The 20,527-nt window shown below is 70.4% G+C and carries 21 protein-coding genes and 3 tRNA genes; 14 read left to right on the forward strand and 10 right to left on the reverse strand.

The features are described 5' to 3' along the window. Positions 1-6 precede the first annotated feature (6 nt). The 3 genes from STRNI_RS28565 to STRNI_RS28575 all read left to right on the forward strand — a co-directional run bounded on the left by STRNI_RS28565 (position 7) and on the right by STRNI_RS28575 (position 4,373). A complete protein-coding gene (locus tag STRNI_RS28565; protein WP_159488335.1) occupies positions 7-1,011 on the forward strand; it encodes a threo-3-hydroxy-L-aspartate ammonia-lyase in 1,005 nt (334 codons plus the stop codon). A 68-nt stretch (positions 1,012-1,079) separates the two neighbouring features. Next, positions 1,080-2,999, forward strand: coding sequence for a DNA primase (gene dnaG, locus STRNI_RS28570; RefSeq protein ID WP_277412272.1), 1,920 nt, complete (start codon positions 1,080-1,082; stop codon positions 2,997-2,999). Between the two features lie 138 nt (positions 3,000-3,137). Then, entirely contained in the window at positions 3,138-4,373 is a 1,236-nt protein-coding gene (locus tag STRNI_RS28575; protein WP_277412273.1) for an RNA polymerase sigma factor, read from the forward strand. A 43-nt stretch (positions 4,374-4,416) separates the two neighbouring features. Here STRNI_RS28575 and STRNI_RS28580 read toward each other — a convergent pair whose 3' ends face one another. Then, positions 4,417-5,898, reverse strand: a complete 1,482-nt coding sequence (locus STRNI_RS28580; protein WP_277412274.1) for an FGGY family carbohydrate kinase — start codon at positions 5,896-5,898, stop codon at positions 4,417-4,419. 66 nt (positions 5,899-5,964) lie between these two features. Continuing rightward, entirely contained in the window at positions 5,965-6,264 is a 300-nt protein-coding gene (locus STRNI_RS28585) for a YtxH domain-containing protein (RefSeq protein WP_159488338.1), read from the reverse strand. A 218-nt stretch (positions 6,265-6,482) separates the two neighbouring features. Between STRNI_RS28585 and STRNI_RS28590 the strand changes: the two genes are divergently transcribed. The 8 genes from STRNI_RS28590 to STRNI_RS28625 all read left to right on the forward strand — a co-directional run bounded on the left by STRNI_RS28590 (position 6,483) and on the right by STRNI_RS28625 (position 11,382). Next, positions 6,483-6,555: transfer RNA gene (locus STRNI_RS28590), tRNA-Asn, on the forward strand. A 5-nt stretch (positions 6,556-6,560) separates the two neighbouring features. Next, a tRNA-Asn gene (locus STRNI_RS28595) sits at positions 6,561-6,633 on the forward strand. A 178-nt stretch (positions 6,634-6,811) separates the two neighbouring features. Next, positions 6,812-6,885 (forward strand) — tRNA-Ile (locus tag STRNI_RS28600). A 607-nt stretch (positions 6,886-7,492) separates the two neighbouring features. After that, positions 7,493-7,789, forward strand: coding sequence for a WXG100 family type VII secretion target (locus STRNI_RS28605; RefSeq protein ID WP_159488339.1), 297 nt, complete (start codon positions 7,493-7,495; stop codon positions 7,787-7,789). 69 nt (positions 7,790-7,858) lie between these two features. After that, on the forward strand, positions 7,859-9,310 hold the full coding sequence (locus tag STRNI_RS28610; RefSeq protein ID WP_266446556.1) for a putative T7SS-secreted protein: 1,452 nt from the start codon (positions 7,859-7,861) through the stop codon (positions 9,308-9,310). Beyond that, entirely contained in the window at positions 9,310-9,957 is a 648-nt protein-coding gene (locus STRNI_RS28615) for a hypothetical protein (protein WP_266446559.1), read from the forward strand. Before STRNI_RS28610 ends, STRNI_RS28615 begins: the two co-directional genes overlap by 1 nt. 9 nt (positions 9,958-9,966) lie before the next feature. Then, a complete protein-coding gene (locus tag STRNI_RS28620; protein WP_109889554.1) occupies positions 9,967-10,599 on the forward strand; it encodes a hypothetical protein in 633 nt (210 codons plus the stop codon). A gap of 144 nt (positions 10,600-10,743) precedes the next feature. After that, positions 10,744-11,382, forward strand: coding sequence for a hypothetical protein (locus tag STRNI_RS28625; RefSeq protein WP_158686000.1), 639 nt, complete (start codon positions 10,744-10,746; stop codon positions 11,380-11,382). Positions 11,383-11,627: 245 nt separating this feature from the next. Here the strand turns inward: STRNI_RS28625 and STRNI_RS28630 are convergent, their stop codons facing one another. From STRNI_RS28630 to STRNI_RS28645, 4 genes are all read right to left on the reverse strand, one after another. Continuing rightward, positions 11,628-12,860, reverse strand: coding sequence for an HTTM domain-containing protein (locus tag STRNI_RS28630; protein ID WP_159488343.1), 1,233 nt, complete (start codon positions 12,858-12,860; stop codon positions 11,628-11,630). Further along, positions 12,857-13,579 carry a DUF5819 family protein gene (locus STRNI_RS28635; RefSeq protein WP_159488344.1) on the reverse strand — a complete coding sequence of 241 codons (723 nt, stop codon included), beginning with the start codon at positions 13,577-13,579 and terminating at the stop codon, positions 12,857-12,859. Before STRNI_RS28635 ends, STRNI_RS28630 begins: the two co-directional genes overlap by 4 nt. A 227-nt stretch (positions 13,580-13,806) precedes the next feature. Further along, on the reverse strand, positions 13,807-14,559 hold the full coding sequence (locus tag STRNI_RS28640; protein ID WP_229838206.1) for an AfsR/SARP family transcriptional regulator: 753 nt from the start codon (positions 14,557-14,559) through the stop codon (positions 13,807-13,809). 256 nt (positions 14,560-14,815) lie between these two features. Beyond that, entirely contained in the window at positions 14,816-15,691 is an 876-nt protein-coding gene (locus STRNI_RS28645; protein ID WP_159488345.1) for a glycosyltransferase family 2 protein, read from the reverse strand. A gap of 227 nt (positions 15,692-15,918) precedes the next feature. On the opposite strand from STRNI_RS28645, the gene STRNI_RS28650 reads away from it, so the two are divergent. The 3 genes from STRNI_RS28650 (at position 15,919) to STRNI_RS28660 (ending at position 17,571) form a co-directional block, all read left to right on the forward strand. Then, on the forward strand, positions 15,919-16,281 hold the full coding sequence (locus STRNI_RS28650) for a cupin domain-containing protein (protein ID WP_026169361.1): 363 nt from the start codon (positions 15,919-15,921) through the stop codon (positions 16,279-16,281). 277 nt (positions 16,282-16,558) lie between these two features. Beyond that, complete coding sequence (trxA, locus tag STRNI_RS28655) at positions 16,559-16,978, forward strand: thioredoxin (protein WP_266446574.1); 420 nt, start codon at positions 16,559-16,561, stop codon at positions 16,976-16,978. Beyond that, entirely contained in the window at positions 16,975-17,571 is a 597-nt protein-coding gene (locus tag STRNI_RS28660; RefSeq protein WP_018088091.1) for a histidine phosphatase family protein, read from the forward strand. Before trxA ends, STRNI_RS28660 begins: the two co-directional genes overlap by 4 nt. Before the next feature lie 110 nt (positions 17,572-17,681). On the opposite strand, the gene mreB is transcribed toward STRNI_RS28660, so the two are convergent. The 4 genes from mreB to STRNI_RS28680 all read right to left on the reverse strand — a co-directional run bounded on the left by mreB (position 17,682) and on the right by STRNI_RS28680 (position 20,527). After that, positions 17,682-18,713 carry a rod shape-determining protein gene (gene mreB / locus STRNI_RS28665; protein ID WP_159488347.1) on the reverse strand — a complete coding sequence of 344 codons (1,032 nt, stop codon included), beginning with the start codon at positions 18,711-18,713 and terminating at the stop codon, positions 17,682-17,684. A 188-nt stretch (positions 18,714-18,901) separates the two neighbouring features. After that, positions 18,902-19,513 carry a hypothetical protein gene (locus STRNI_RS28670; protein ID WP_277412275.1) on the reverse strand — a complete coding sequence of 204 codons (612 nt, stop codon included), beginning with the start codon at positions 19,511-19,513 and terminating at the stop codon, positions 18,902-18,904. Continuing rightward, the gene (locus tag STRNI_RS28675) at positions 19,491-20,306 is read right to left on the reverse strand and encodes an FkbM family methyltransferase (RefSeq protein ID WP_277412276.1); all 816 of its coding nucleotides are present in this window, start codon (positions 20,304-20,306) and stop codon (positions 19,491-19,493) included. The genes STRNI_RS28670 and STRNI_RS28675 overlap by 23 nt, the downstream gene beginning before the upstream one ends. Next, complete coding sequence (locus STRNI_RS28680) at positions 20,303-20,527, reverse strand: Trm112 family protein (RefSeq protein WP_159488350.1); 225 nt, start codon at positions 20,525-20,527, stop codon at positions 20,303-20,305. Before STRNI_RS28680 ends, STRNI_RS28675 begins: the two co-directional genes overlap by 4 nt.

Below are 20,527 nucleotides of genomic sequence, written 5' to 3' on the forward strand. Positions count from 1 at the left end.
GCCCGTATGACGCCAAGCCCCACCGGTCCCACCGGCCCCGGCAGCACCGACGTCCCGGACGTCGTCACCTTCGACGACGTCCGGGACGCGGCCCGGCGGCTGGCGGGTGTGGCACACCGCACGCCCGTCCTGCGCTCCCGTACCCTCGACGCCCTGGCCGGCGCCGAGGTCCACCTCAAGTGCGAGAACTTCCAGCGGGTCGGCGCCTTCAAGTTCCGCGGCGCCTACAACGCCCTCTCCCGGCTGTCCCCGGAACAGCTGGCCCGTGGGGTCGTCGCCTACTCCTCCGGCAACCACGCCCAGGCCGTCGCGCTGGCCGCCCGGGAGCTGGGCAGCCACGCCGTCATCGTGATGCCCGAGGACTCCCCGCAGTCCAAGACGGACGCCACCGCCGGGTACGGCGCCGAGATCGTCCGCTACGACCGCTACACCGGCGACCGCGTCGCCCTCGGCCGGCAGCTCGCCGAGGAGCGCGGCCTCGCGCTGATCCCGCCGTACGAGCATCCGCACATCATCGCCGGCCAGGGCACCGCCGCCCTGGAGCTGATCGAGGAGACCGGCCCGCTCGACGCGCTGCTGGCCCCGGTCGGCGGCGGCGGCCTGATGGCCGGCTCCGCCACCGCCGCCACCGCCCTGGTCCCCGGTATCCGCATGATCGGCGTGGAGCCGGAGGCCGGCGACGACACCCTCCGCTCCCTGGCCGCCGGCCACCCCGTCACCATCCCCGTCCCGCACACCATCGCCGACGGCCAGGCCATCGCCACCCCCGGCGAGCTGACCTTCGCCGTCAACCGGCGCCTGCTCGACTCGGTCGTCCTGGTCAGCGACGACGAGATCCGCGCGGCCATGAAGTTCGCCTTCGAACGCCTCAAGATCGTCACCGAGCCCAGCGGCGCCAGCGCCCTGGCCGCCCTGCTCGCCGGCCGCGTCACCCCTCTGCCGCCCCGCATCGGCGTGATCATCTCGGGCGGCAACGTGGGGCTGGAGCGCTTCCTGGAACTGCTGGGGTGAGGGGGAGCACGCGGCGCTCGCGCCGACGCGGGGCCGGGGCTGTCCGAGCCCGGCCGTAGAATTCACGCGTGGCTGGCAGGATCAACGATGACGATGTGAAGGCGGTACGGGACGCGGTCCCGATCGACGCCGTCGTGTCCGAATATCTCCAGCTCCGCAACGCCGGCGGCGGCAATCTCAAGGGCCTGTGCCCCTTCCACGACGAGAAGTCCCCGTCCTTCCACGTCAGCCCGGCCAAGGGGCTCTACCACTGCTTCGGCTGCCAGGAGGGCGGCGACACCGTCGACTTCGTCATGAAGATCGACCACCTCTCCTTCGCCGAGACCATCGAGCGCCTCGCCTCCCAGGCCGGTATCACCCTGCGCTACGAGGAGGGCGGCTACACCCCCGGCCGCCAGCAGGGCGAGCGCACCCGCCTGGTGGAGGCCCACAAGGCCGCCGCCCAGTTCTACGTCGAGCAGCTCGACAGCCCCGAGGCCGAGATCGCCCGCAAGTTCCTCGCCGAGCGCGGCTTCGACCAGTCCGCCGCCCAGCATTTCGGCGTCGGCTACAGCCCGGCCGGCTGGGACCACCTCACCCGCTTCCTGCGCGGCCGCCGCTTCAGCGACCAGGAGCTGGTCCTCTCCGGCCTCTCCCAGGAGGGCCGCCGCGGCCCCATCGACCGCTTCCGCGGCCGGCTGATGTGGCCGATCCGCGACATCTCCGGCGAGGTCGTCGGCTTCGGCGCCCGCAAGCTCCGCGACGACGACAACGGCCCCAAGTACCTCAACACCCCCGAAACCCCCATCTACCGCAAGTCCCAGGTCCTCTACGGCATCGACCTCGCCAAGAAGGAGATCGCCAAGACCAACCGCGCGGTCGTGGTCGAGGGCTACACCGACGTCATGGCCTGCCATCTGGCCGGGGTCACCACCGCCATCGCCACCTCCGGCACGGCCTTCGGCGAGGGCCACATCAAGATCCTCCGCCGCCTCCTGATGGACAACTCCGGCTCCGAGGTCGTCTTCACCTTCGACGGCGACGCCGCGGGCCAGAAGGCCGCCCTGCGCGCCTTCGAGGACGACCAGAAGTTCGCCGCCGAGACCTCCATCGCCATCACCCCGGGCGGTATGGACCCGTGCGATCTGCGGCTCGCCAAGGGCGATCAGGCCGTCGCCGATCTCGTCGAGGCCCGCACCCCGCTCTTCGAGTTCGCGCTGCGCCATGTCGTCTCCCGGCACAACCTCGACACCACCGTCGGCCGCGCCGCCGCCCTCGACGAGGCCGCCCCCATCGTCGCCCACATCAAGAACAGCTCCATCCAGCACGAGTCCGCCGTCCAGCTCGCCGGCATGCTCGGCATCCTGGACACCCAGTTCGTGGTCAAGCGGGTCGCCCAGCTCGCCCGCTGGGCCCGCGAGCGCGGCCGTGACGGCGGCCCTGCCCAGGGCCGTCAGCAGCAGCGGCACGGTCAGTCCCCGGCCGCCGAGCAGGCCCGCCCCGCGCCCGGCCCGCGCGGCCCGGCGCTCAACCTCCGCAGCCCCGCCCACCGCGTCGAGCGGGAGCTGCTCAAGCTGGCGCTGCAGCGCCCCGACCTGGTCTCCCCGGCCTTCGACGCCTACGGGGCCGACGAGTTCACCGCACCGCCCTACGCCGTGGTCCGCCAGTGCATCGAGGACGCCGGCGGTGCCGCGGCCGGCGCCGCCGACCAGGGCTTCGTCCCCCGGGTGCGGGAGGCGGCCCCCGACGACACCGTCCGCGCCATGGTCACCGAGCTCGCCGTCGAACCGCTGCACACCCGCCGGGACCCCGACGAGGCCTACGCCGGCGTCCAGTTGGTCGCCGTCCGCCTCGCCGCCGTCAATCAGCGCGTCACCGAGATCCGCGGCACCCTCCAGCGCCTCGGCCCCCGCGCCGACCCCGAGCACCTCGCGGCCGTGCAGAACGAACTGTGGGTCCTCCAGCAGTACGGCCAGTCGCTGCGCGAACGCGGATACGCGGCCCTGTAGGTCCCGGGGAGGCTGGGGGAGCCCCCGCGCCAGCCGCCCGGCAACACCCCGCGGTAGCCGTCCGGTCACGGACCGGACTCAAAAAGTGGCCGCACGCCCCTCGTGGCAGGCGTGTGTCGTACTCCACACTGAGGAGCGTTGCCTGAGTCCTCGGTGCGCGGCGGGTCCGGTCGTACCGCACCGGAATCCCCCGCGGAACCACTCGTGACGTACGGGACGGACGGCGGCTCGGCCGCCACCGTGCCCGACCTTTCTGCCGCTTCAGCAGCGATCACCCTGGAGGTCGCCCCCGTGCAGACCCAGACCCTCGCCGATGCGCCGGCCGCCACGGAACCTGACACGGAGGCGGCCGCGGAGGCGGCCGCGGAGCCGCTCACCGTGCCGCAGCAGGCCGAACCACCCGCCGCCGAGATGATCGTCGAGGAGATCATCCCGGAGCCGGTACCGCGCCCCGAGACGGGCAGCCCGTCCTCCGACCTCTTCCGCCAGTACCTCCGCGAGATCGGCCGGATCCCGCTGCTCACCGCCGCCGAGGAGGTCGAGCTCGCCCGCCGCGTCGAGGCCGGTCTCTTCGCCGAGGAGAAGCTCACCCACGCCACCGACCTCTCCTCCCAACTCGCCTTCGACCTCGACAAGTTGGTGGTCCTGGGCCGGATGGCCAAGCGCCGCCTCATCGAGGCCAACCTGCGTCTGGTGGTCTCCGTCGCCAAGCGCTACGTCGGCCGCGGGCTGACCATGCTCGACCTTGTCCAGGAGGGGAACCTCGGACTGATCCGCGCCGTCGAGAAGTTCGACTACGCCCGCGGCTACAAGTTCTCCACCTACGCCACCTGGTGGATCCGCCAGGCGATGTCCCGCGCCCTCGCCGACCAGGCCCGCACCATCCGGGTCCCGGTCCATGTCGTCGAGCTGATCAACCGCGTGGTGCGGGTCCAGCGCAGAATGCTCCAGGAGCGCGGCTGCGAACCGACGCCCGAGGAGGTCGCCGCGCACCTCGACCTGACCGGGGAACGCGTCAGCGAGGTGCTGCGGCTGGCCCAGGAGCCGGTCTCGCTGCACGCCCCCGTCGGCGAGGAGGAGGACGTCGCCCTCGGTGATCTCATCGAGGACGGCGACGCCGCCTCACCCGTCGAATCCGCCGCGTTCCTGCTGCTCCGCGAGCACCTCGACGCGGTGCTGTCGACCCTCGGCGAACGCGAACGCAAGGTCGTCCAGCTCCGCTACGGCCTCGCCGACGGCCGCCCCCGCACGCTGGAGGAGATCGGCCGGATCTTCGGCGTCACCCGCGAACGGATACGGCAGATCGAGTCCAAGACCCTCAACAAGCTCCGCGACCACGCCTTCGCCGACCAGCTCCGCGGCTACCTCGACTGAGACCGCCGGGCCCGGCCCCGTACGCCCGGCCACCCCGGCCCGGTCACGCCTCCCGCTGGAACGCCCCCGGATAGGACTCGTCGCGCACCGCCGCGTACTGCTGGCGCACGGCCTGGCCGACCGCCAGCTCCTCACCCGGCTCGAAGACCTGGCTCGTGGCGGCCGGCCACTGCGGGGGATCGACCCAGGCGGGCCCGCCGCCCGGTCCGGACTCCGCGCCGCCGGCCGGGGCGAGCGTGCCGTGCGCCACCCCCCACGCCCAGGCCGCCTGCCGGGCCGCGCCCAGCGCCGCGTACTCCGCCGGCTGCGGCACCACGACCGGCACCCCGAACAGCGCCGGCGCCACCGCCTGCACCGCGAACAGCTCCGCGGCCGCGCCCAGCAGGAACACCCGGCGCACCGCCATGCCCCGCCCCCGCAGCACATCCAGCGCGTCCGCGAGCCCGCAGAGCATGCCCTCGACGGCCGCCCGCGCCAGATGCTCCGGCTTCATGCTGTCCCGCCGCATCCCGTGCAACGACCCGGCGGTGTGCGGCAGGTGGGGCGTCTTCTCGCCCTCCAGATACGGCAGCAGCACCATCCCGTACGCACCGGGCGACGAATTCATCGCCAGCTCGGACAGGCCCTCCAGATCCGTCCCCAGCATCTCCGCGGCACCGCGCAGCACCCGTACCGCGTTGCTGGTGTGCACCACCGGCAGATGCCGGCCGGTGGCGTCCGCGAACGAGGTGATCGTGCCGCTCGGGTCCACCAGCGCCTCGTGATGGATCCCGAACACCGACCCCGAGGCGCCCAGCGACACCACCGCGTCGCCCTCCCCGACGCCGAGCCCGAAGGCGGCGGCCATCGTCTCGCCCGTACCGGCGGAGATCAGCAGCCCCTCCGGGGTGAACCCCGCCGTCCCCGACGGGCTCAGCAGCTCCGGCAGCCGCACCTGATGGCCCAGCGCCAGCTCCACCAGATCCGGCCGGTACGCCCCGGTCGCCGCCGACCAGAAACCCGTCGCCGAGGCCCCGCCGCGGTCCGTCGTACGCCGCGCGGGCCGCCCCAGCAGCTGCCACGCCAGCCAGTCGTGCGGCTGCATGACCTCCGCGATCCGGGCCGCGTGCGCCGGCTCCGTACGCGCCAGCCAGCGCAGCTTCGTCACCGCATGGGTCGCCTGCGGCACCGCTCCGACGGCCTGCGCCCACGCGGTACGCCCGCCGAGCGAGTCGATCAGATCGGCGGCCGCGCTCTGCGCCCGCTTGTCATTGCCGACCAGCGCGGGCCGTACGAGATTGCCCTCGACGTCCAGCGGCAGCAGACCGTGCGGCTGCGCGGAGACACCGATCGCCTGCACCCCTTCGAGCAGCCCGCTGCCGGCCGCCTCGCCGAGCGAGATCAGCCAGGCCTGTGGATCGACCTCGGGCCCCTTCTCGACGGGGTGCGGCGCGTATCCACGCCTGATGACGGCACCCGTGTCCGCATCGCAGACGACGATCCGTGTGCTCTCGGACGAACTGTCCAATCCGGCGACTATCCCCATGGCCTCAGATGATGCCCCATACGACGCATAGGGAGAGAGTCAGGGTTTGCCCGGGAGCGCCACGGCTCAGGTATTGCTCGTGCCCCAGTCGTCCTCGTCGGAGCCGCGCTGCTCGCGCAGCGAGCGGACCCGGTCGGTGACGGAGGTGGGAAGCCGGTCCCCGACCTTGGCCGAGACCGTCCCGAAGGCCTTCGACGCCGCCTCGCGCCCGGTCAGCGCGGCCGACTCGGCGGTGTTCCGGACCGCGGGATTCTGGGAGACCCGCTGGGCGGCCTTGCGGAGCTGCTCGTACCGTTCCCGGCCCGCCCGTGCGCCGAGCACATACCCGGTGGCCAGTCCCGCGATGAACGTGAGCCGGTAGCGCATTGCTCCACCTTTCCTCTCGTCGTCCCGTCCGGTGCCGGTACGCACCGGAGTGCCGGGCTGTGTCACGCGCCTACCCTCCGGGGCCGCGGATCACCCGAGGTGACCTGAGGCGATACCGATTGGCGGAGCACCCCCCTGCTTGCGCTAATGTATGTGTCGCAGCGAGCGCGCGCCGTCCGGAAGACCGGGCAGCGGTGCATTCGAGGCACACAGAGCAATCCCCTGTAGCTCAATTGGCAGAGCAGCCGGCTGTTAACCGGCAGGTTACTGGTTCGAGTCCAGTCGGGGGAGCTCGGTCCCCTGTAGCTCAATTGGCAGAGCATTCGGCTGTTAACCGGAGGGTTACTGGTTCGAGTCCAGTCGGGGGAGCAGAGAGAAGAGGACCCCGCACGGGGTCCTTTTTCTTGTGCCATGGAACCGAACGGCCCGTGATCGAAGTCCTCTTGGGCGTGCGTGGTCGCGCGACGGCAGCCCTCACGGGCAGCAGATCGTATGAGCGGCTATGCTGCGGCAGACGGCGCGCACAAATGTGCGCGACGCGCCGTGGGGGGCGGTAGCTCAGCCGGTTAGAGCAGCGGACTCATAATCCGTCGGCCGTGGGTTCGAGTCCCACCCGCCCCACACACGGTTCTCCCAGGGGAACCTTTTCTACCTGTGGAAACGCAGGAACGGGGGTCACCGCTCCAGGGCGGCGGCCCCCGTTCACGCGTTCAGACCAAGATCCGGCCCGATGGACACCGAGCGGGCGAAACGCGAGCCATGCCCAAAAGGCGCAGTGCGCCCGTGGCTGGGTTGATCGCGACACGGCCGCTGTTGATCTTCCGGCGACCTTCCAGTGATCTTCCGGTGCGCGACGGCGGCTCATCGCGGACCTGACGCTGTCACGCGCCGCGATGCCCGCACCGGGCTCCGTGCCTTTCAGGCCGGCGGGAGCGGACGGCCACGCCGATCGCGCGGGAGCGTCCGGCGGGGGTAACCGGTGGGTAGGCGGCAGGGCCTGTCCGGCGGGTCTGCCACCGGGGCGTCGAACAGGACCGGGGCCGGAATCGGGGCCGGGGCCGGGATCGAGATCGGGCGGTGGCGTGATCACGTGCGAGCCCAGTTGTTCGAACCTCTGCCGCGGCATCTCCCGCGACGTCGACCAGGGCTGCGGCCTGGGCCCTGTGACCTCCATCCCCCGCCCGCTGCTTACAATTTGACGAACTGTAATCGGGATCCGGGGGGACATATGGGCGGGTACTTCAAGGTCGAAGCCGACGATCTCAGTCGTCTGCTGAAAGACCTGCACGACAGTCAGGAGAACATGCGCAAGGCGCTCGGCGCCCTGAAGGACGTGGGGCCGAAGAGCACCGGCGCGGAGGCGCTCGACAACGCCTGCGACGAGTTCCACGACAGCTGGGACAACGCGATCAAGAAGATCGCCGATGGCACCCAGGCCATCGAGGAGAAGCTGAAGCAGACGAAGAGCAACTACGAGGCGGTCGAACACGCCCTGCGTGACGCCTTCAACAAGGGCTCCAAGTAGCCCCGTCGCGCACGCTCTTCTCCTTCCTTCTGCACACGGCTTCCCCACGACCGCTTCGGCAGGTGCCCCATGAGTAATCAGAACTTCCCCGCACTCGGCTTCAACCCCGCTCCCGGCCAACTGGAGAGTGTCGACGACCTCACCGGCAAACTCGATGCCGCGATGCGCTCCCTGAGCTCCGCTCACTCCGTCCTGCGCCGCCTCGGCGGGGGTGCCGGAGTGTGGGAGGGCGAGGCTGCCCGTGCCTTTGCGGGACAGGTCGGAGAGCTGCCGAAGTACGTGAGCGACAGCCGCGACGCCATGCGCGACGCCGCCACCCAGCTCAAGTCCTGGCACACCGCGCTGGCGTCGTACCAGCACAAGGGCCGCCAGTACGAGGCGGACGCCGCCGCGGCCAAGAACGAGCAGAAGACCCGCACCGCCGAGCACGAGCGCGCGGAGGCGGCCTACAACAAGGCCGCCTCCGACCCTGCCCTGAGTCTCGCCGGGCAGTACTACACCAGCAAGGCGGAACTGGACTCCGCTCAGGCGAAGATCGACGCTGCGAGCGACCGCCTGGACAAGGCGAACAATGCGGTCGACCAAGCCCAGAAGCGACTGGACTCCGCGACGTCCGAGCTGGAGTCCATCATCAAGAAGGCGGAGGATCTCCTCGACAACCACCAGGATGAGGCGCGGAGCATAGCCGACCGCATCCGCAAGGCGACCGAGGGCGCTCCCAACCCTGGTTTCTGGGAGGGCCTCGGCGACGCCTTCACCCGCCTCGGCCACTCCATCCAGAACTGGTGCACCAAGCACGCCGACCTTCTCAAGTCGATCGGCGACGCGCTCAGCATCGCCTCCAGCATCCTCGGTGTCGCCTCCCTCCTCACGCTGTGGTGCCCGCCGCTCGCCGGCGCCCTCGCGCTCGCCGGCGGTGCACTGTCCCTGGGAGCACTGGCCACGCACGGCGCGGCAAAGCTAGGTGGGGCAGATGTGGGGGTCATGGACCTGGTCGGCGACGGTCTCGGGGTGATCCCAGTCGGGAAGTTCGCCGGGTCGGCAGCGAAGGGGGTGAAGGTCAGCATGAAGGTGACGCGCATCGAGGGGCAAACGGTCAAGTCCATCGACAAGGTGAAGCAGATCGAAGCTCTCAAGAATGCGGGCTTCGAAGGGAGGAAATTGGAGGGAATGAACATGCTGCGCCGCCCCATCGTGGAGGGGACCGAAAAATTCGAGACCACTGGCATGAGCCTCGGCAATCGCGCCAAGCTCGCATGGACCCACCACGTACAGACCACCGTGGGTGCGGGCATCAAGGAAGCGGGTCTCAGCAAGGGCCTGACCACGTTCATGGAGAGTCGTTTCACTCCGACAGCGGTGAAGGACTCCCTGGGCGCCGCCATCCGCGCCGACGGCTCCATCGACCCCGTGTCGTGGTGGAGCAAGGGCCCGCAGGTCGCCCAGCAGGTGCCGGGCATCGCGATCGATGCCCACACCGCCATCACCTCCCCCGGTACGCCCGCCGCCGGGAGGCTGTGATGAGTGGCTTGAACCGCGAGGTGTCGATCGAGTTCGAGACACCCGACGTCTTTCACGAACTCCCGCTGCACCTCCCTGCCGAAGTCCTTGATGCCGCCCTGTGGGAACTGGCCGAGAAGATCTGGCCGGCGGGCACCGAGTTCCAGCGCGAGACCACCGCGCTGGTCTATGCCGACCTCACGGACACTCTGGTGGCCGACGGGGTCATGTACGCCTCACTGGGTCTCTTCGAAACGGAGGACGGGGAGGTCAGTACCGCCAACCTCATCGCCCGTGTGGAGAGCGTCGACGGGGAGGAACCCGCCGTCGTCGCCGCCTCTGTCCAGGAAGAACTGGCGCTTCAGGAGCACCGGGACGTCCATCAAGTAGACCTTCCGTGCGGCCCCGCCGTGCTCTCCTTCCACTCCACCGAAATCGACGGCGACTCAGCACTCTCCTCGCTCGCCTTCGCCCATGTGGAGCTGTATGTGCCCTCCTCCTTGCCCGGGTGGCTGGCCGTCCTCTCCCTCTCCACGCCCAGCTTTGCCGAACTCCCCCAATATGTCGGTTGGTTGCGGCAGATCGGTGAATCCCTCGCCTTCCGCCTCGCCGCGCAGCCCGAGGAGGAGTCCCGCACACCCACCGACGTCCGCTCGGTGTTCGGCTAGGAGGAAACAATGGACAGCCCCACGAAGGTTTGGTTCCACGCTCGGAACCCCTCGAAGAGCGAGCCCGGTGAATGCGCCTTCCCTCTCGAATATGTCGTCGCGCCCTTCCGGGGTGAACCATTCGCCTACGCCACCGTGGGCACGCCCCCGAACTGGGCACTGCCTCCCGGCACCGAACCTCGCTACACCCTGTACCGGACCAAGGACACCTCAGAGCCCATCGTCGTCCTCGTCGCACAGGGACAGCAGTTCACGGTCCTGACACCCGACCATCACGTCCTGGCCGAACTCCGACTGCCACCACCCGAGCAATATTGGCGCCCCGTCCGTGAGATCGTGCGGCCGAAGCAGCCCCTTCTGCGGGCCCGCGGGGCCTCCATCAGCTCGATCATCAAGTCGGTGCTCTACCTTCCCTTCATCATTATCGAGTTCCTCCTCTACTTGACCGACGGTGACATCGTCATCGACCCCCCGACCCGCACCGTCTGGAAAACCACCCAAGGATTGTGGAAGCGCACGGCACTCAAGCAAAAGATTGGAGAGCCCTGCTACCGCGTCTACGGCAAACACCTCGACCACCGCATCGCCTACGCCCAGTCAGTGGCGGGCCTCTGGCGACCGGACAGGGGCGACGACGGGTAGGACCCGATGTGCCCGGCCCCACGGGCCCCGCCCCCTCCGGGCGACGGCGTCACGCGAGGGTCACGCCGGTTCAACGCTGCGGTCATGGCTGCGCTCCCACGCTTGAGGCATCTATGAGCTCTCCAGAGAAGAGGAGGCGCAGTGATGACAACCATCCGGAGGCGCCTTTCGCACGTGGTCGGCGCGTCCTTCATAGCGGCCGCGCTCGCCGGAACGATGGGGGCGGTAGGGGTGACGGGCGCTGAACCAGCGGCTGCGAAAGCTCCGGTCCAGTCGACACAGTCGGCGCCGGCAGCACCAGCGGTCCTGTGCATCAGCAAGGTCACCGGCAAGGTCATCGATGTCGCTCCGGGCTCGGTCAGGGCGCTGTGCAGGTCCGGCGGCGGGGGCGGCGGCGGAGGCGGCGGCGGGGGTGGCGGCATCGGCGGGCGCACCGTAACCGGCGCCAGCACCACGACGACCGGTGCCACCACGACGACCGCCGCCAGCACCACCACCGGTGCCACCACGACGACCGCCGCTCAGACCACCACCGGCGCCACGACGACCGGTGCCCAGACCACTACGGGTGGCACGGTGACCGGTGCCCAGACCACCACCGGCGCCAGCACCACCACCGGTGCCAGCACCAGCACGGGTGCCACCACAACCGGCGCAACCACCACGGGCGCCACCACCACCGCCGGAGGCACCACCGGTGCGACCGGCTCCACCGGAGCGACCGGTGCGACCGGTGCGAGCATCGGAGGCGGAACCACAGGCGGTACGGGCGCCGGCGGCTGAGCGAACGGCGTCATCACAGGCGGTCAGGCCCACAACACCCGAGGCGGGGTACGTGCTCGGCAGAGTTCGCGGATCGCGCTGAGGGGCGGGCTCAATCCCGCAATTCCGCAATCCCGTAATCCCGCAATCCCTCTGACGGTTGGTGCCCACTACGGGCCGATTCCGTCAGGGGGGCCGCGCGCGCCGGGCATCACATCGCGCATCACATCGCGCCGGGCATCACATGCGTGAGGTCGCACGGTGCGTCAGACGGTCACGCCCCGGCTCTCGTTCCGGTCGCCCGGACCCTTGTTCCGGCGTAGTGGTGCGGTGATGCGGTCCCGCGCGGCCGCAATCCTCGACCCGCCCCAGCGCAGGAAGTTCGTCGGCAGAAAGACCATGTCAGAGACGATCATCGCCAGCGAGAAGAACGGCAGGCCGCAGATCACCGCGATGGTCGCGTGTTCGGTCATCAAGATCGCAAGCATCACGTTCTTCACCCGTCGGTTCAGAAGCGTGAAGGGAAAGGCGACCTGCGCGACCACGGTGCCGTAGGTGATCAGCGTGACAATGGTGGAGCGGCTGTCGAACACCTGGGACAGACCCGCCCACGGGCTGAAGTAGTCCAGATGAAGCGGGAAGTGCAGGGCGCTTCCGTCCTGCCAGCGGGAGCCCTGGACCTTGTACCAGCCGGCGGTGGCATAGAGCAGGCATACCTGGGCGGCGATCACCAGCATCGCGGCGTTGTGGACGAGGTTGGCGACGACATCGAACAGCGCCCACGTGTCCCGGGAACGACGCCGCCCTGCCCAGAACCACAGGGCCTGGATCAGCCACAGCCCCCAGAGGATCAGTACCCAGCCCTTGGGGAGTTTGGCGAATCCCGTCATCTGCGCGAGGGCGAGGCCCACGCCGGCGAGGATCCACAGCGTCACGCTCACCCGGTCGCAGCCGTCCCGGGGTGGTGTCTCCTGGCGCTCCCGCCGTCGGGCGTCCAGCGACCACACCTGCCCGCACCGGGTGAGCACCAAATAGCTCGCCATCAGGTGGATGAGGGTGTCGCCGCCGTCGCCCAGGAGGACGCTGCGGTTCATCAGGGACAACACCCCGACCATGAACAGGATCGACATCGTGCGGGTGTGCCACCCCAGGAGCAGCAGCACACTCACGACGAGCACCCCGTGGTAGACCAGCTCGAACCACAGCCTGTGGTTGGACCACAGCAGGACCGTGAACGCGTTGTTCGAGGCGATGAGGCGCTGGGCCAGGTCGAATCCCCACGGGTTGGTGGTGCCGTACAGCTCCAGCCGGTGCGGCCACTCGCGCAGGAGGTAGAGCGCGAAGGTCAAGGCGAAGCCGATCCGGACGACCGCGGCCTGGTACGGCGCGAGTGCCGCACTCGTGATCCTGTACAGGAACCTGGCGATCGCCGCGTCGAGCTTGCTGCCCATGCCCTTGAAGGGGGAAGGCGTCCGGGCGATGTCCTTCTCGACGCTCACGGGAACTCCTTTTTGGAGACCGGCCACCATGGAAGCACCTGGTAGGTCTTCTTGGTGCTCCCGTTGTCGCCGCTCCACTTGGGCGGGATGATCGGGGTGTTCGTCGCGTAGATCTGCACCTTGACCACCTGACCGCCGTCGATCCGGTACCCGAGCCGGTGAGCCGCGATCCGGCGTACGAAGGCCTCGGAGAGTTCACCGCGCAGGCCGATCGCCCGCCCCTTGGCATCGTGCGTCCTGTTGTAGAAGTCCCAGGCCTGACGCAGCAGGTTCTGATGCGCGTGACTGGGCACGGGATTGCGCCTGATCTCGCGGATGTCCTGGGCGGTCAGTGCCAGCCAGTTCGTCGTGCGCCGGGAGCCGTCGGGGAACGCGACCTCGGCGCGCGCGTGCACGGCGATGTTGTCCTGGAGCGGATTCGGTGCGAAAAGCTGCCAGTTCTGATCGAACTCCGGATAGACGTAACCCTTGACCAGCCTGTCGTACTTCTTGCTGATGGCGTTCGGCGGCGCGACGAACAGGAACACCAGAAGCAGGTGGAGCGTGACGCCGATCGTCAGCACCACGACGGCCGCCATGATCACGATCCGCGACGGCAGTGACCAGGACCCGCTCGGTGCCGGCGGCAGCCCGCGGACGGCGGCGGACCGTCCGGGCGTCTCGCCTTCGCCGGTGCCGTCCGTGCCGGTCTCGTCCGAGGACCCGCGTGGCTCCACCATGCTCCCCCGATCACGGGTCCCGAACCTTCAACGGATGCGCCGACGGATCACCTGGTCATTCACGTCACCGCCGCCATATCAGAATAAAGAGACTCATTCCGATGCAAACGTGCTGTTGGGCCGAATGGTTGAGGGGGTGGTCCGGTGCGAGGGGGCTGTGTACCTCGAAGCCCGGGGCCGCCGGGGCGCCGTCACCGACCGGGGCGCTGTCACCGACCGGGCCGCCGTCACCGACCGGGGTGCGGCCGCAGCAGCCCGTCCATCAGGTGACGCAGCCGCGGTGTGGGGCGAAGGCCGAGCTCGTCGCGGAGGCGGTGCTCGTAGCGTTCGAAGTCGTCCAGCGCCTCGGACAGGTTGCCTTCCGCCAGGTGGGCGCGGATCAGTGACGCCTGACTGCTCTCCCGCAGCGGATTCGCCTGTACGGCCGCGTGGGCGGCCGCCACCGCCCCGGCGAACTGCTTCGTGTCGATGAACTCTCCCGCCAGCGACTCAAGTGCGTGGAGCCGAAGCTGCTGCCAGCGTTCCGCCTCCTGCAGTGCCCAGTCGTCGTACCAGCCGGGCAGCAGGTCGCCGGAGAGCTGGTCTACGGTCGCCGCGCTGAGCTGGAGCTCTCCGGGCGGGACACCGGGGTCGAGTATGCGCTGGGCCAGGGAGCGCGCGTGGTGCAGATCCACGCTGACGTCCCGCCCGAGGCGCACGTCGGTGGGGCTGATCTCCAGGGCTCTCCTGCCGATGCTGCGCAGGCGCGACAACGCCGACCGCAGGTTCGCGTGTGCGCTCTGCTCACATGCTTCGGGCCAAAGACTTCCGGCGACCAGGGACCGGGGGGCAGCGGTAAGGCCGTTGAGCGCGATGAACGCCAGGAGTCGCTTCGAGCCGACGGGGACCACCACCGGCACATCGCCGACCACGAGGTCGAAACCGCCGAGAAGGGCGATACGTACGGCCGGCCAGTGGTTCACATGCGGTCTGGAGATCACGGGCTCATCTGGGCTCATAGCCGTTGATCGCGGAGAGGTCCGTCTGCTCGGCGTACACGCCACCGGGCGCGCTGCCGTCGCCTGAGGTTCGCAACCATCTGTGCACCTCCCACAAATTCATGTTGCTCCGCCCGGGAGGGGTTGTCGAATTGTTTGACTTTGGTAGGAGATGTCGCCTCCGGTGATGCGTCAATCGAGGCGGCTGGGGCTTATCCTCCGCGCCCGAGAGAGTTCCGGAAGCCCGCTGGATGACCGCTCAGACGATCGGCGGGCGCCCCAGCTTCGTCATGCGCCATACCGTGCGCCAGCGCATCGGCCGGCGTCGTCCGCAGGGGGTGCGTACCCCTTCGGCGAAGCCTGCGGCCCAGGCGCGCAGGCCCCCTACCGACGGGCTGCGTACGGCTGTCAGTGCCGCCCATACGCCCAGATAGGCGGGCACCAGGAGCGCGGGCAGATGCCGCTTGGCGAGCCAGACGCGGTTTCTGGCGACCATGCGGTGGTAGACCGCGTGCCGGGTCGGTGAGGTGTACGGGTGCTGGAGCACGAGTTCCGGCACGTAGCGGATGTGCCAGCCGTCGTCCAAGGCCCGCCAGGCCAGGTCGGTTTCCTCGTGCGCGTAGAAGAAGTCGTCGGGCCAGCCGCCGATCCGCTCCAGCATCGGTACGGACAGGGAGTGCCCGCCGCCGAGGAACGTGGTGACCAGGCCGCCGCGCGCCGGGTCGCCGGCCCGCAGGCGGGGGACATGGCGGCGCTGGGTGCGGCCCCGCTCGTCGGCGATGCGGAAGCTCACGATGCCCAACTGCGGGTCGCGCGCGTGCAGTTCCGCCAGCCGGCTGAAGACGTCCGGGCTGATCAGCAGGCCGTCGTCGTCCAGGTCGACCACCACGTCGAGGTCCCCGAGCTTGCGCAGCTCGTCCAGGGCGACATTGCGGCCACCGGAGACTCCCAGGTTGTCGCTCAGCTCGACACCGATGGCGCCGTGCGGCAGAGGCGGGAGCGGTGAGCCGTTCCCGATGACCACGATGTGGGCCGGCCGGAGATCCTGCTTGGCGACCGAGTCCAGCAGCGCCCGCAGCTCGGCGGGACGGTTTCCCATGGTCAAGATGGCGACGCCTACGCGCAGATGACGCACAGAAGTTTGCTCCGTTCTTGGCGGTCTTGTCGGGATGCTAACCGCCGGGTGCGGCGACTGCGTGCCACCGCGCTTCCCCGGCGACATCCGGCCGCTGAACGCTGGGGAACGTGTCTCCCGGCGGGGCGGCCCGCCGGACGCGGTGGCCGGGCGCCCGGTCGCGGCGCACCATGGAAGGACCGGGGGGTATGCACGGATGACCAGGGGGGTGGATGGAGGAAGCCCTCATGATGGAAGTCAAGACGGTCGACAAGCCGGATGAGCGGCGCGACTTTCCCCGGGGCCACCTCGAAGCCCTGCACCTCACCGGACTGGACTTTGCCGTGGCCACCTTCGAGCCCGGCTGGCGCTGGTCGGAGTCGGTGCGCCCGATAGCCGGCACCGACAGCTGCGAGGTCCACCACAACTGCTTCGTGGTCCAGGGCCGGATGCGCATCAGGATGAACGACGGCGCGGAGTCCGAAGTGGGACCCGGCGATGTCTTCGTCTGCCCGCCCGGTCACGACGCCTGGGTCGTCGGTGACGAGCAGTGCATCGTGTACGACTTCGCGGGCGAGATGGCGAAGGACTACGGCAAGGCGAAGAGCTAGGGGAAGACCTCCTGGAGTCAGGGGAAGACCCTCTGGAGCCAGGGGAAGACGCCCTGGGAAGTGACGCACCGAGCGAGGCCGGGGCGCGGCTGCCGGTTGCCGCGTCGGCCGGCCGGGTGGCGTGTAATTTCCCACGTGGATCCGGATGTCTAGGAACGCGATCGGTGGGCAGGGGTGCACGACGGTCCGGCGTGCGGAATACGTCACGGGTTGATCCCGTTACCGCAGCCGGAGACCGACTGGCAATCGTCGACAGACCGGAAGCAGGGAAGCACGCATGAGCACCATTGAGCTCACCAAGGAAAACTTCGACGAAATCGTCTCCGGCAACGATTTCGTTCTGATCGACTTCTGGGCCGAGTGGTGCGGGCCGTGCAAGCAGTTCGGCCCCGTCTTCGAGAAGTCCTCCGAGACGCACGACGACCTGGTCTTCGCCAAGGTCGACACGGAGGCGCAGCCCGAGCTGGCGCAGGCCCTCCAGATCCAGTCCATCCCGACCGTGATGATCGTCCGCGAGAACATCGCCGTCTTCGCCCAGCCGGGCGCGCTGCCCGCGGAGGCCCTGGAGGACGTCATCGGCCAGGCCCGTGCGCTGGACATGGACGAGGTCCGCGCCTCGGTCGTCGAGGCCCAGCAGGGTGAGCAGGCCCAGGCCGAGGCCCAGGCCGAGCAGGGACAGCAGGCGCAGGGCTCGTGAGCGACCTCCTTCTGGTCCGGCACGGCGAGACCGAGTGGAGCAGGGACGGCCGGCACACCAGCTGGACCGATCTGCCGCTGACCGCCACCGGTGAGGAGCAGGCCCGCGCACTGCGGCCGCTGCTGTCGGACCGGAAGATCGGGCAGGTGTACGCCAGCCCGATGGAGCGGGCGCTGCGCACCGCCGAGCTGGCGGGCCTCGCCCGCCCACAGATCGACGCCGAGCTGCGGGAATGGGACTACGGCGGCTATGAGGGCATCGCCACCGCCGAGATCCACCGCAGCCGGCCCGGCTGGTATCTGTTCTCCGACGGTGTCGCCGCGGGGCCCGAGGAGCATCCGGGCGAGTCGCCCGAGCAGGTCGGGGCGCGCGCCGACCGGGTGCTGGCACGGATCGCGCCGCGGCTCGCCGCCGATGAGGGCGATGTGGCGCTGGTGGCGCATGCGCACTTCCTGCGGGTGCTGGCCGCCCGCCGGCTCGGCCTGCCGCCCGCCGCCGGGGGACTCTTCACCTTCGAGACCGGCGCGGTCGGCGTCCTGGGGACCGAACACGACCGGCCCGCGGTGATCGCCTGGAACGCCCGGAGTCTGTGAATCCGGGGTCTGTGACCCAGGGCCCGTGACTCGCCGCTGAGCCGATGAGGCCGGAGGCCGGAGGCCGGAGTCCGGAGTCCGGAGTCCGGGCGGACGCGGGCACCGGAGCGCTACGGGTCCATCGGATCGAGGTGCAGGGGCTGCACCTTGCCCTCGATCATGGCGCCGAGCCCCATGACGGCACAGGTGTCGGGGCGGTCCGCGGTGTGCACCGGCATGTTCGTGGCCTGGTGGATCATCGGCTCCAGACCGGGAATCAGCGCGCTGCCGCCCGCGAGCACGATGCCGCGCTCCCCGAGGTCGGCCACCAGATCCGGCGGGCAGCGGCGCAGAACGGCCCCGATGCCGTCGAGGATCGAGGTCAGCGGGGTGGTGATGGCGTCCCGTACCCGCTCGGTGTCGACATGCACGGAGCGCGCCATCCCGCTGACCACATCCCGGCCGTGCACCTCGGTGGAGCCGGGGGTGCTCCCGTCGCCGCCGGAGAGGATCATCTGCAGCGGGCGTACGGCCTGCCCCGCCAGCATCAGCTCGTGGTGCAGCCGCAGATGCTGGATGACCGCGTGGTCGATGGCGTTGCCGCCCACCGGCACGGTCTCCGCGGACACGATCGAGCCGAGGGAGAGCACCGCGACCTGTGTGGTGCCGGCGCCACACACCACGATCATGGTGGCCTCGGGCTGCTCCACCGGGAGCCCGGAACCCACCGCCGCGGCGACCAGGGTGTCGACCAGCTCCACCCGCCGCGCCCCCAGCCCGGTCAGCGTCTCCACCGCCGCCCGCTGGGCCAGCGGCTCACTGCCGTACGGAAGGCACACCGCGGCCCGCATCGAGGGCCGGCGCCGCCAGGTCCTGCGCAGCTTGTCGCCGACCAGGGTCCGCAGCAGCCGCTGGGCCATGTCGATATCGACGATGGTGCCGTTGGAGACCGGGCGCACCACACGGATGTAGTCGGGGGTACGGCCGTCCATCACCTCGGCCTGGGCGCCGACGGCCAGCAGCGCCCCGCTGCGGGTGTTGATGGCGGCGACGGTCGGTTCGTCCACGACCAGCCCCTGGTGCTTCACATACACCCTGGTCCGGGCCGCGCCGATGTCGATGGCGGCCGAACAGCGCCGCAATTGGGCGAGGCTGATGGTCATGGGTGATTCCTCCCCGATGGGCCGGTATGGACGGAGCGCTCGTGCGGCCGGTTCGCAGGGACCGCTCGTGCGCCATCCTCCGGTCGCGCGGGGGCCGCCGCCTGCTGGAAAGGTCCGCTAGGGGGACGGGGGCGGGGCGGTTGCGGCGAAGGGGTGATGCGGTGGGCAGATGCCGGTGCGGCGGGCCCTCAGCCGGTCAGCCGCTGGTACAGCCCCCAGGTGAATTCGGGGACGATGCGCTGCGGGGTGCCGTCGGGGCCGGGCGCGGTACAGGCCAGCCGCCAGCGGGTGGGGGCGCTGCCCTCCATGGGGCGGGCCGGGGCGAAGGCGCGGGCGACCTCGTCGACGGTGCAGGACCAGGGCCGCAGATCAGCGGTGGTGCGCAGGTCAGGGGCGGGGGCGCCGGGCGCCCGGACGAGCCAGGCGTTCCAGACGGCGCCCCGCGCACCGGTGAGGACCTCGAACCGCAGATCGGGCCAGAGCGGAACCGGCCAGGTCAGTGCCTCGCAGCTCAGATCGCCGATGCGGCGGGCGGTGACGGTCTCGGGGGTGCCGAGCAGCGCACGATACGGCTGGAGACCACCGGGCGCTCGCGGGGCGTGCATCCGTGCCTGCCAGCGGCGGTTGGCCTCGCGCATCCCGGCGCGGGAGACACCCAGGGTGCGCAGCGCGTCCTCGACCAGGCCGGGGTGGTGGTCGGCCATCCGGCGCAGCAGGACGAGCTGGAAGGCGACCGGGCCGGACAGGGCGGAGGGGGTACCGGGGCCGCCGGGCGGGTCATTGTCCGTGGAGTGGTCCATGGGGGACATGGTGGTGGACGGTGCGGGCCACGGGGCGTCCGGGGCGCTCGCCGTCGGGGAGGAAGAGCACGGAGTTGACGTAGCGGCGGTGCGGGGCGAGGGAGCGGCGCAGCAGCCCGTGCTCGGCGACATGGCAGGTGCGGGACTGGTGGGCGGACAGATCGAAACCGTCCAGCGGCAGCCAGCGGTCGCGCGGCAGGACCCAGCCGCGGTAGCCGTACGCGGCCGTCCAGTCCAGGACGGGGGCGAGCGGCTGGATACGGGTCTCCAACTCGACGAACAGCGCCGGGAGTTGATGCTCCACGGTGTGTGCGGCGCCGCGCAGCACCGCCAGCTCCGCGCCCTCCGCGTCGATCTTGATGAGGGTGACGGCCGCCAGCTCCAGGGCGTCCAGCGGGAGGCAGGGCACCTCGACGGCGGTGGTGTGCAGCTCACGGCGTACGAGCGAGGACACCCCGCGGTCGCCGCGGCCGCCCGGGGGCAGCCAGAGGGTGGCGCATCCCGTGTGGTCGGTGGCCGCGGCGGCCACCACCTCGACCTGCGGGGGAGTGACCGAGGCGAGCAGCCGGGCCAGGTGGGGGACCGGTTCGAGGGTGACGACCCGGTCGGCGCGCTGGGCCAGCCGCCGGGTCCACGGGCCGTACCACCCGCCGACGTCGACGGCCGTGCCGCCGGGCGGGCAGAAGTCGGCCAGCCGCCGCAGCTCCGGTTCGAACCGCGGATAGAGCCCGGCCGCCAGTGCCGACACCAGCCGGGCCGGCAGCCGGGGCCCCAGCCGCGCGGCGAGCGTCACGACCCCGGTTCCCGGTCCGCGAGGCGGCGCAGCGCGCGCAGATGCTCGGCGTCGGTGAGCGGTTCGCCGGAGGAGGGCAGGAGCTGGGGGATGCCGTCGACGATCGGATAACGGCGGCGCAGCCGGGGGTTGTAGAGGGCGTCGTCGGGGACGAGCAGCGACAGCGGGCCCTTGTCGAGCGGGCAGACCAGGATCTTCAGCAGCGGGTCATCGGGGGTCAT

It is taken from the genome of Streptomyces nigrescens (genome assembly GCF_027626975.1).
GTDB lineage: Bacteria > Actinomycetota > Actinomycetes > Streptomycetales > Streptomycetaceae > Streptomyces > Streptomyces nigrescens.

Excerpts from the sequence above, each read along its gene's own strand:
- STRNI_RS28565 (WP_159488335.1), top strand. The coding sequence starts at position 7 with ATGACGCCAAGCCCCACCGGTCCCACCGGCCCCGGCAGCACCGACGTC.
- STRNI_RS28580 (WP_277412274.1), bottom strand. The coding sequence starts at position 5,898 with ATGGGGATAGTCGCCGGATTGGACAGTTCGTCCGAGAGCACACGGATC.
- STRNI_RS28650 (WP_026169361.1), top strand. The coding sequence starts at position 15,919 with ATGATGGAAGTCAAGACGGTCGACAAGCCGGATGAGCGGCGCGACTTT.
- STRNI_RS28585 (WP_159488338.1), bottom strand. The coding sequence starts at position 6,264 with ATGCGCTACCGGCTCACGTTCATCGCGGGACTGGCCACCGGGTATGTG.
- trxA (WP_266446574.1), top strand. The coding sequence starts at position 16,559 with ATGAGCACCATTGAGCTCACCAAGGAAAACTTCGACGAAATCGTCTCC.
- STRNI_RS28615 (WP_266446559.1), top strand. The coding sequence starts at position 9,310 with ATGAGTGGCTTGAACCGCGAGGTGTCGATCGAGTTCGAGACACCCGAC.
- STRNI_RS28670 (WP_277412275.1), bottom strand. The coding sequence starts at position 19,513 with ATGGACCACTCCACGGACAATGACCCGCCCGGCGGCCCCGGTACCCCC.
- STRNI_RS28620 (WP_109889554.1), top strand. The coding sequence starts at position 9,967 with ATGGACAGCCCCACGAAGGTTTGGTTCCACGCTCGGAACCCCTCGAAG.
- mreB (WP_159488347.1), bottom strand. The coding sequence starts at position 18,713 with ATGACCATCAGCCTCGCCCAATTGCGGCGCTGTTCGGCCGCCATCGAC.
- STRNI_RS28680 (WP_159488350.1), bottom strand. The coding sequence starts at position 20,527 with ATGACCCCCGATGACCCGCTGCTGAAGATCCTGGTCTGCCCGCTCGAC.
- STRNI_RS28625 (WP_158686000.1), top strand. The coding sequence starts at position 10,744 with ATGACAACCATCCGGAGGCGCCTTTCGCACGTGGTCGGCGCGTCCTTC.
- STRNI_RS28605 (WP_159488339.1), top strand. The coding sequence starts at position 7,493 with ATGGGCGGGTACTTCAAGGTCGAAGCCGACGATCTCAGTCGTCTGCTG.
- STRNI_RS28610 (WP_266446556.1), top strand. The coding sequence starts at position 7,859 with ATGAGTAATCAGAACTTCCCCGCACTCGGCTTCAACCCCGCTCCCGGC.
- STRNI_RS28635 (WP_159488344.1), bottom strand. The coding sequence starts at position 13,579 with ATGGTGGAGCCACGCGGGTCCTCGGACGAGACCGGCACGGACGGCACC.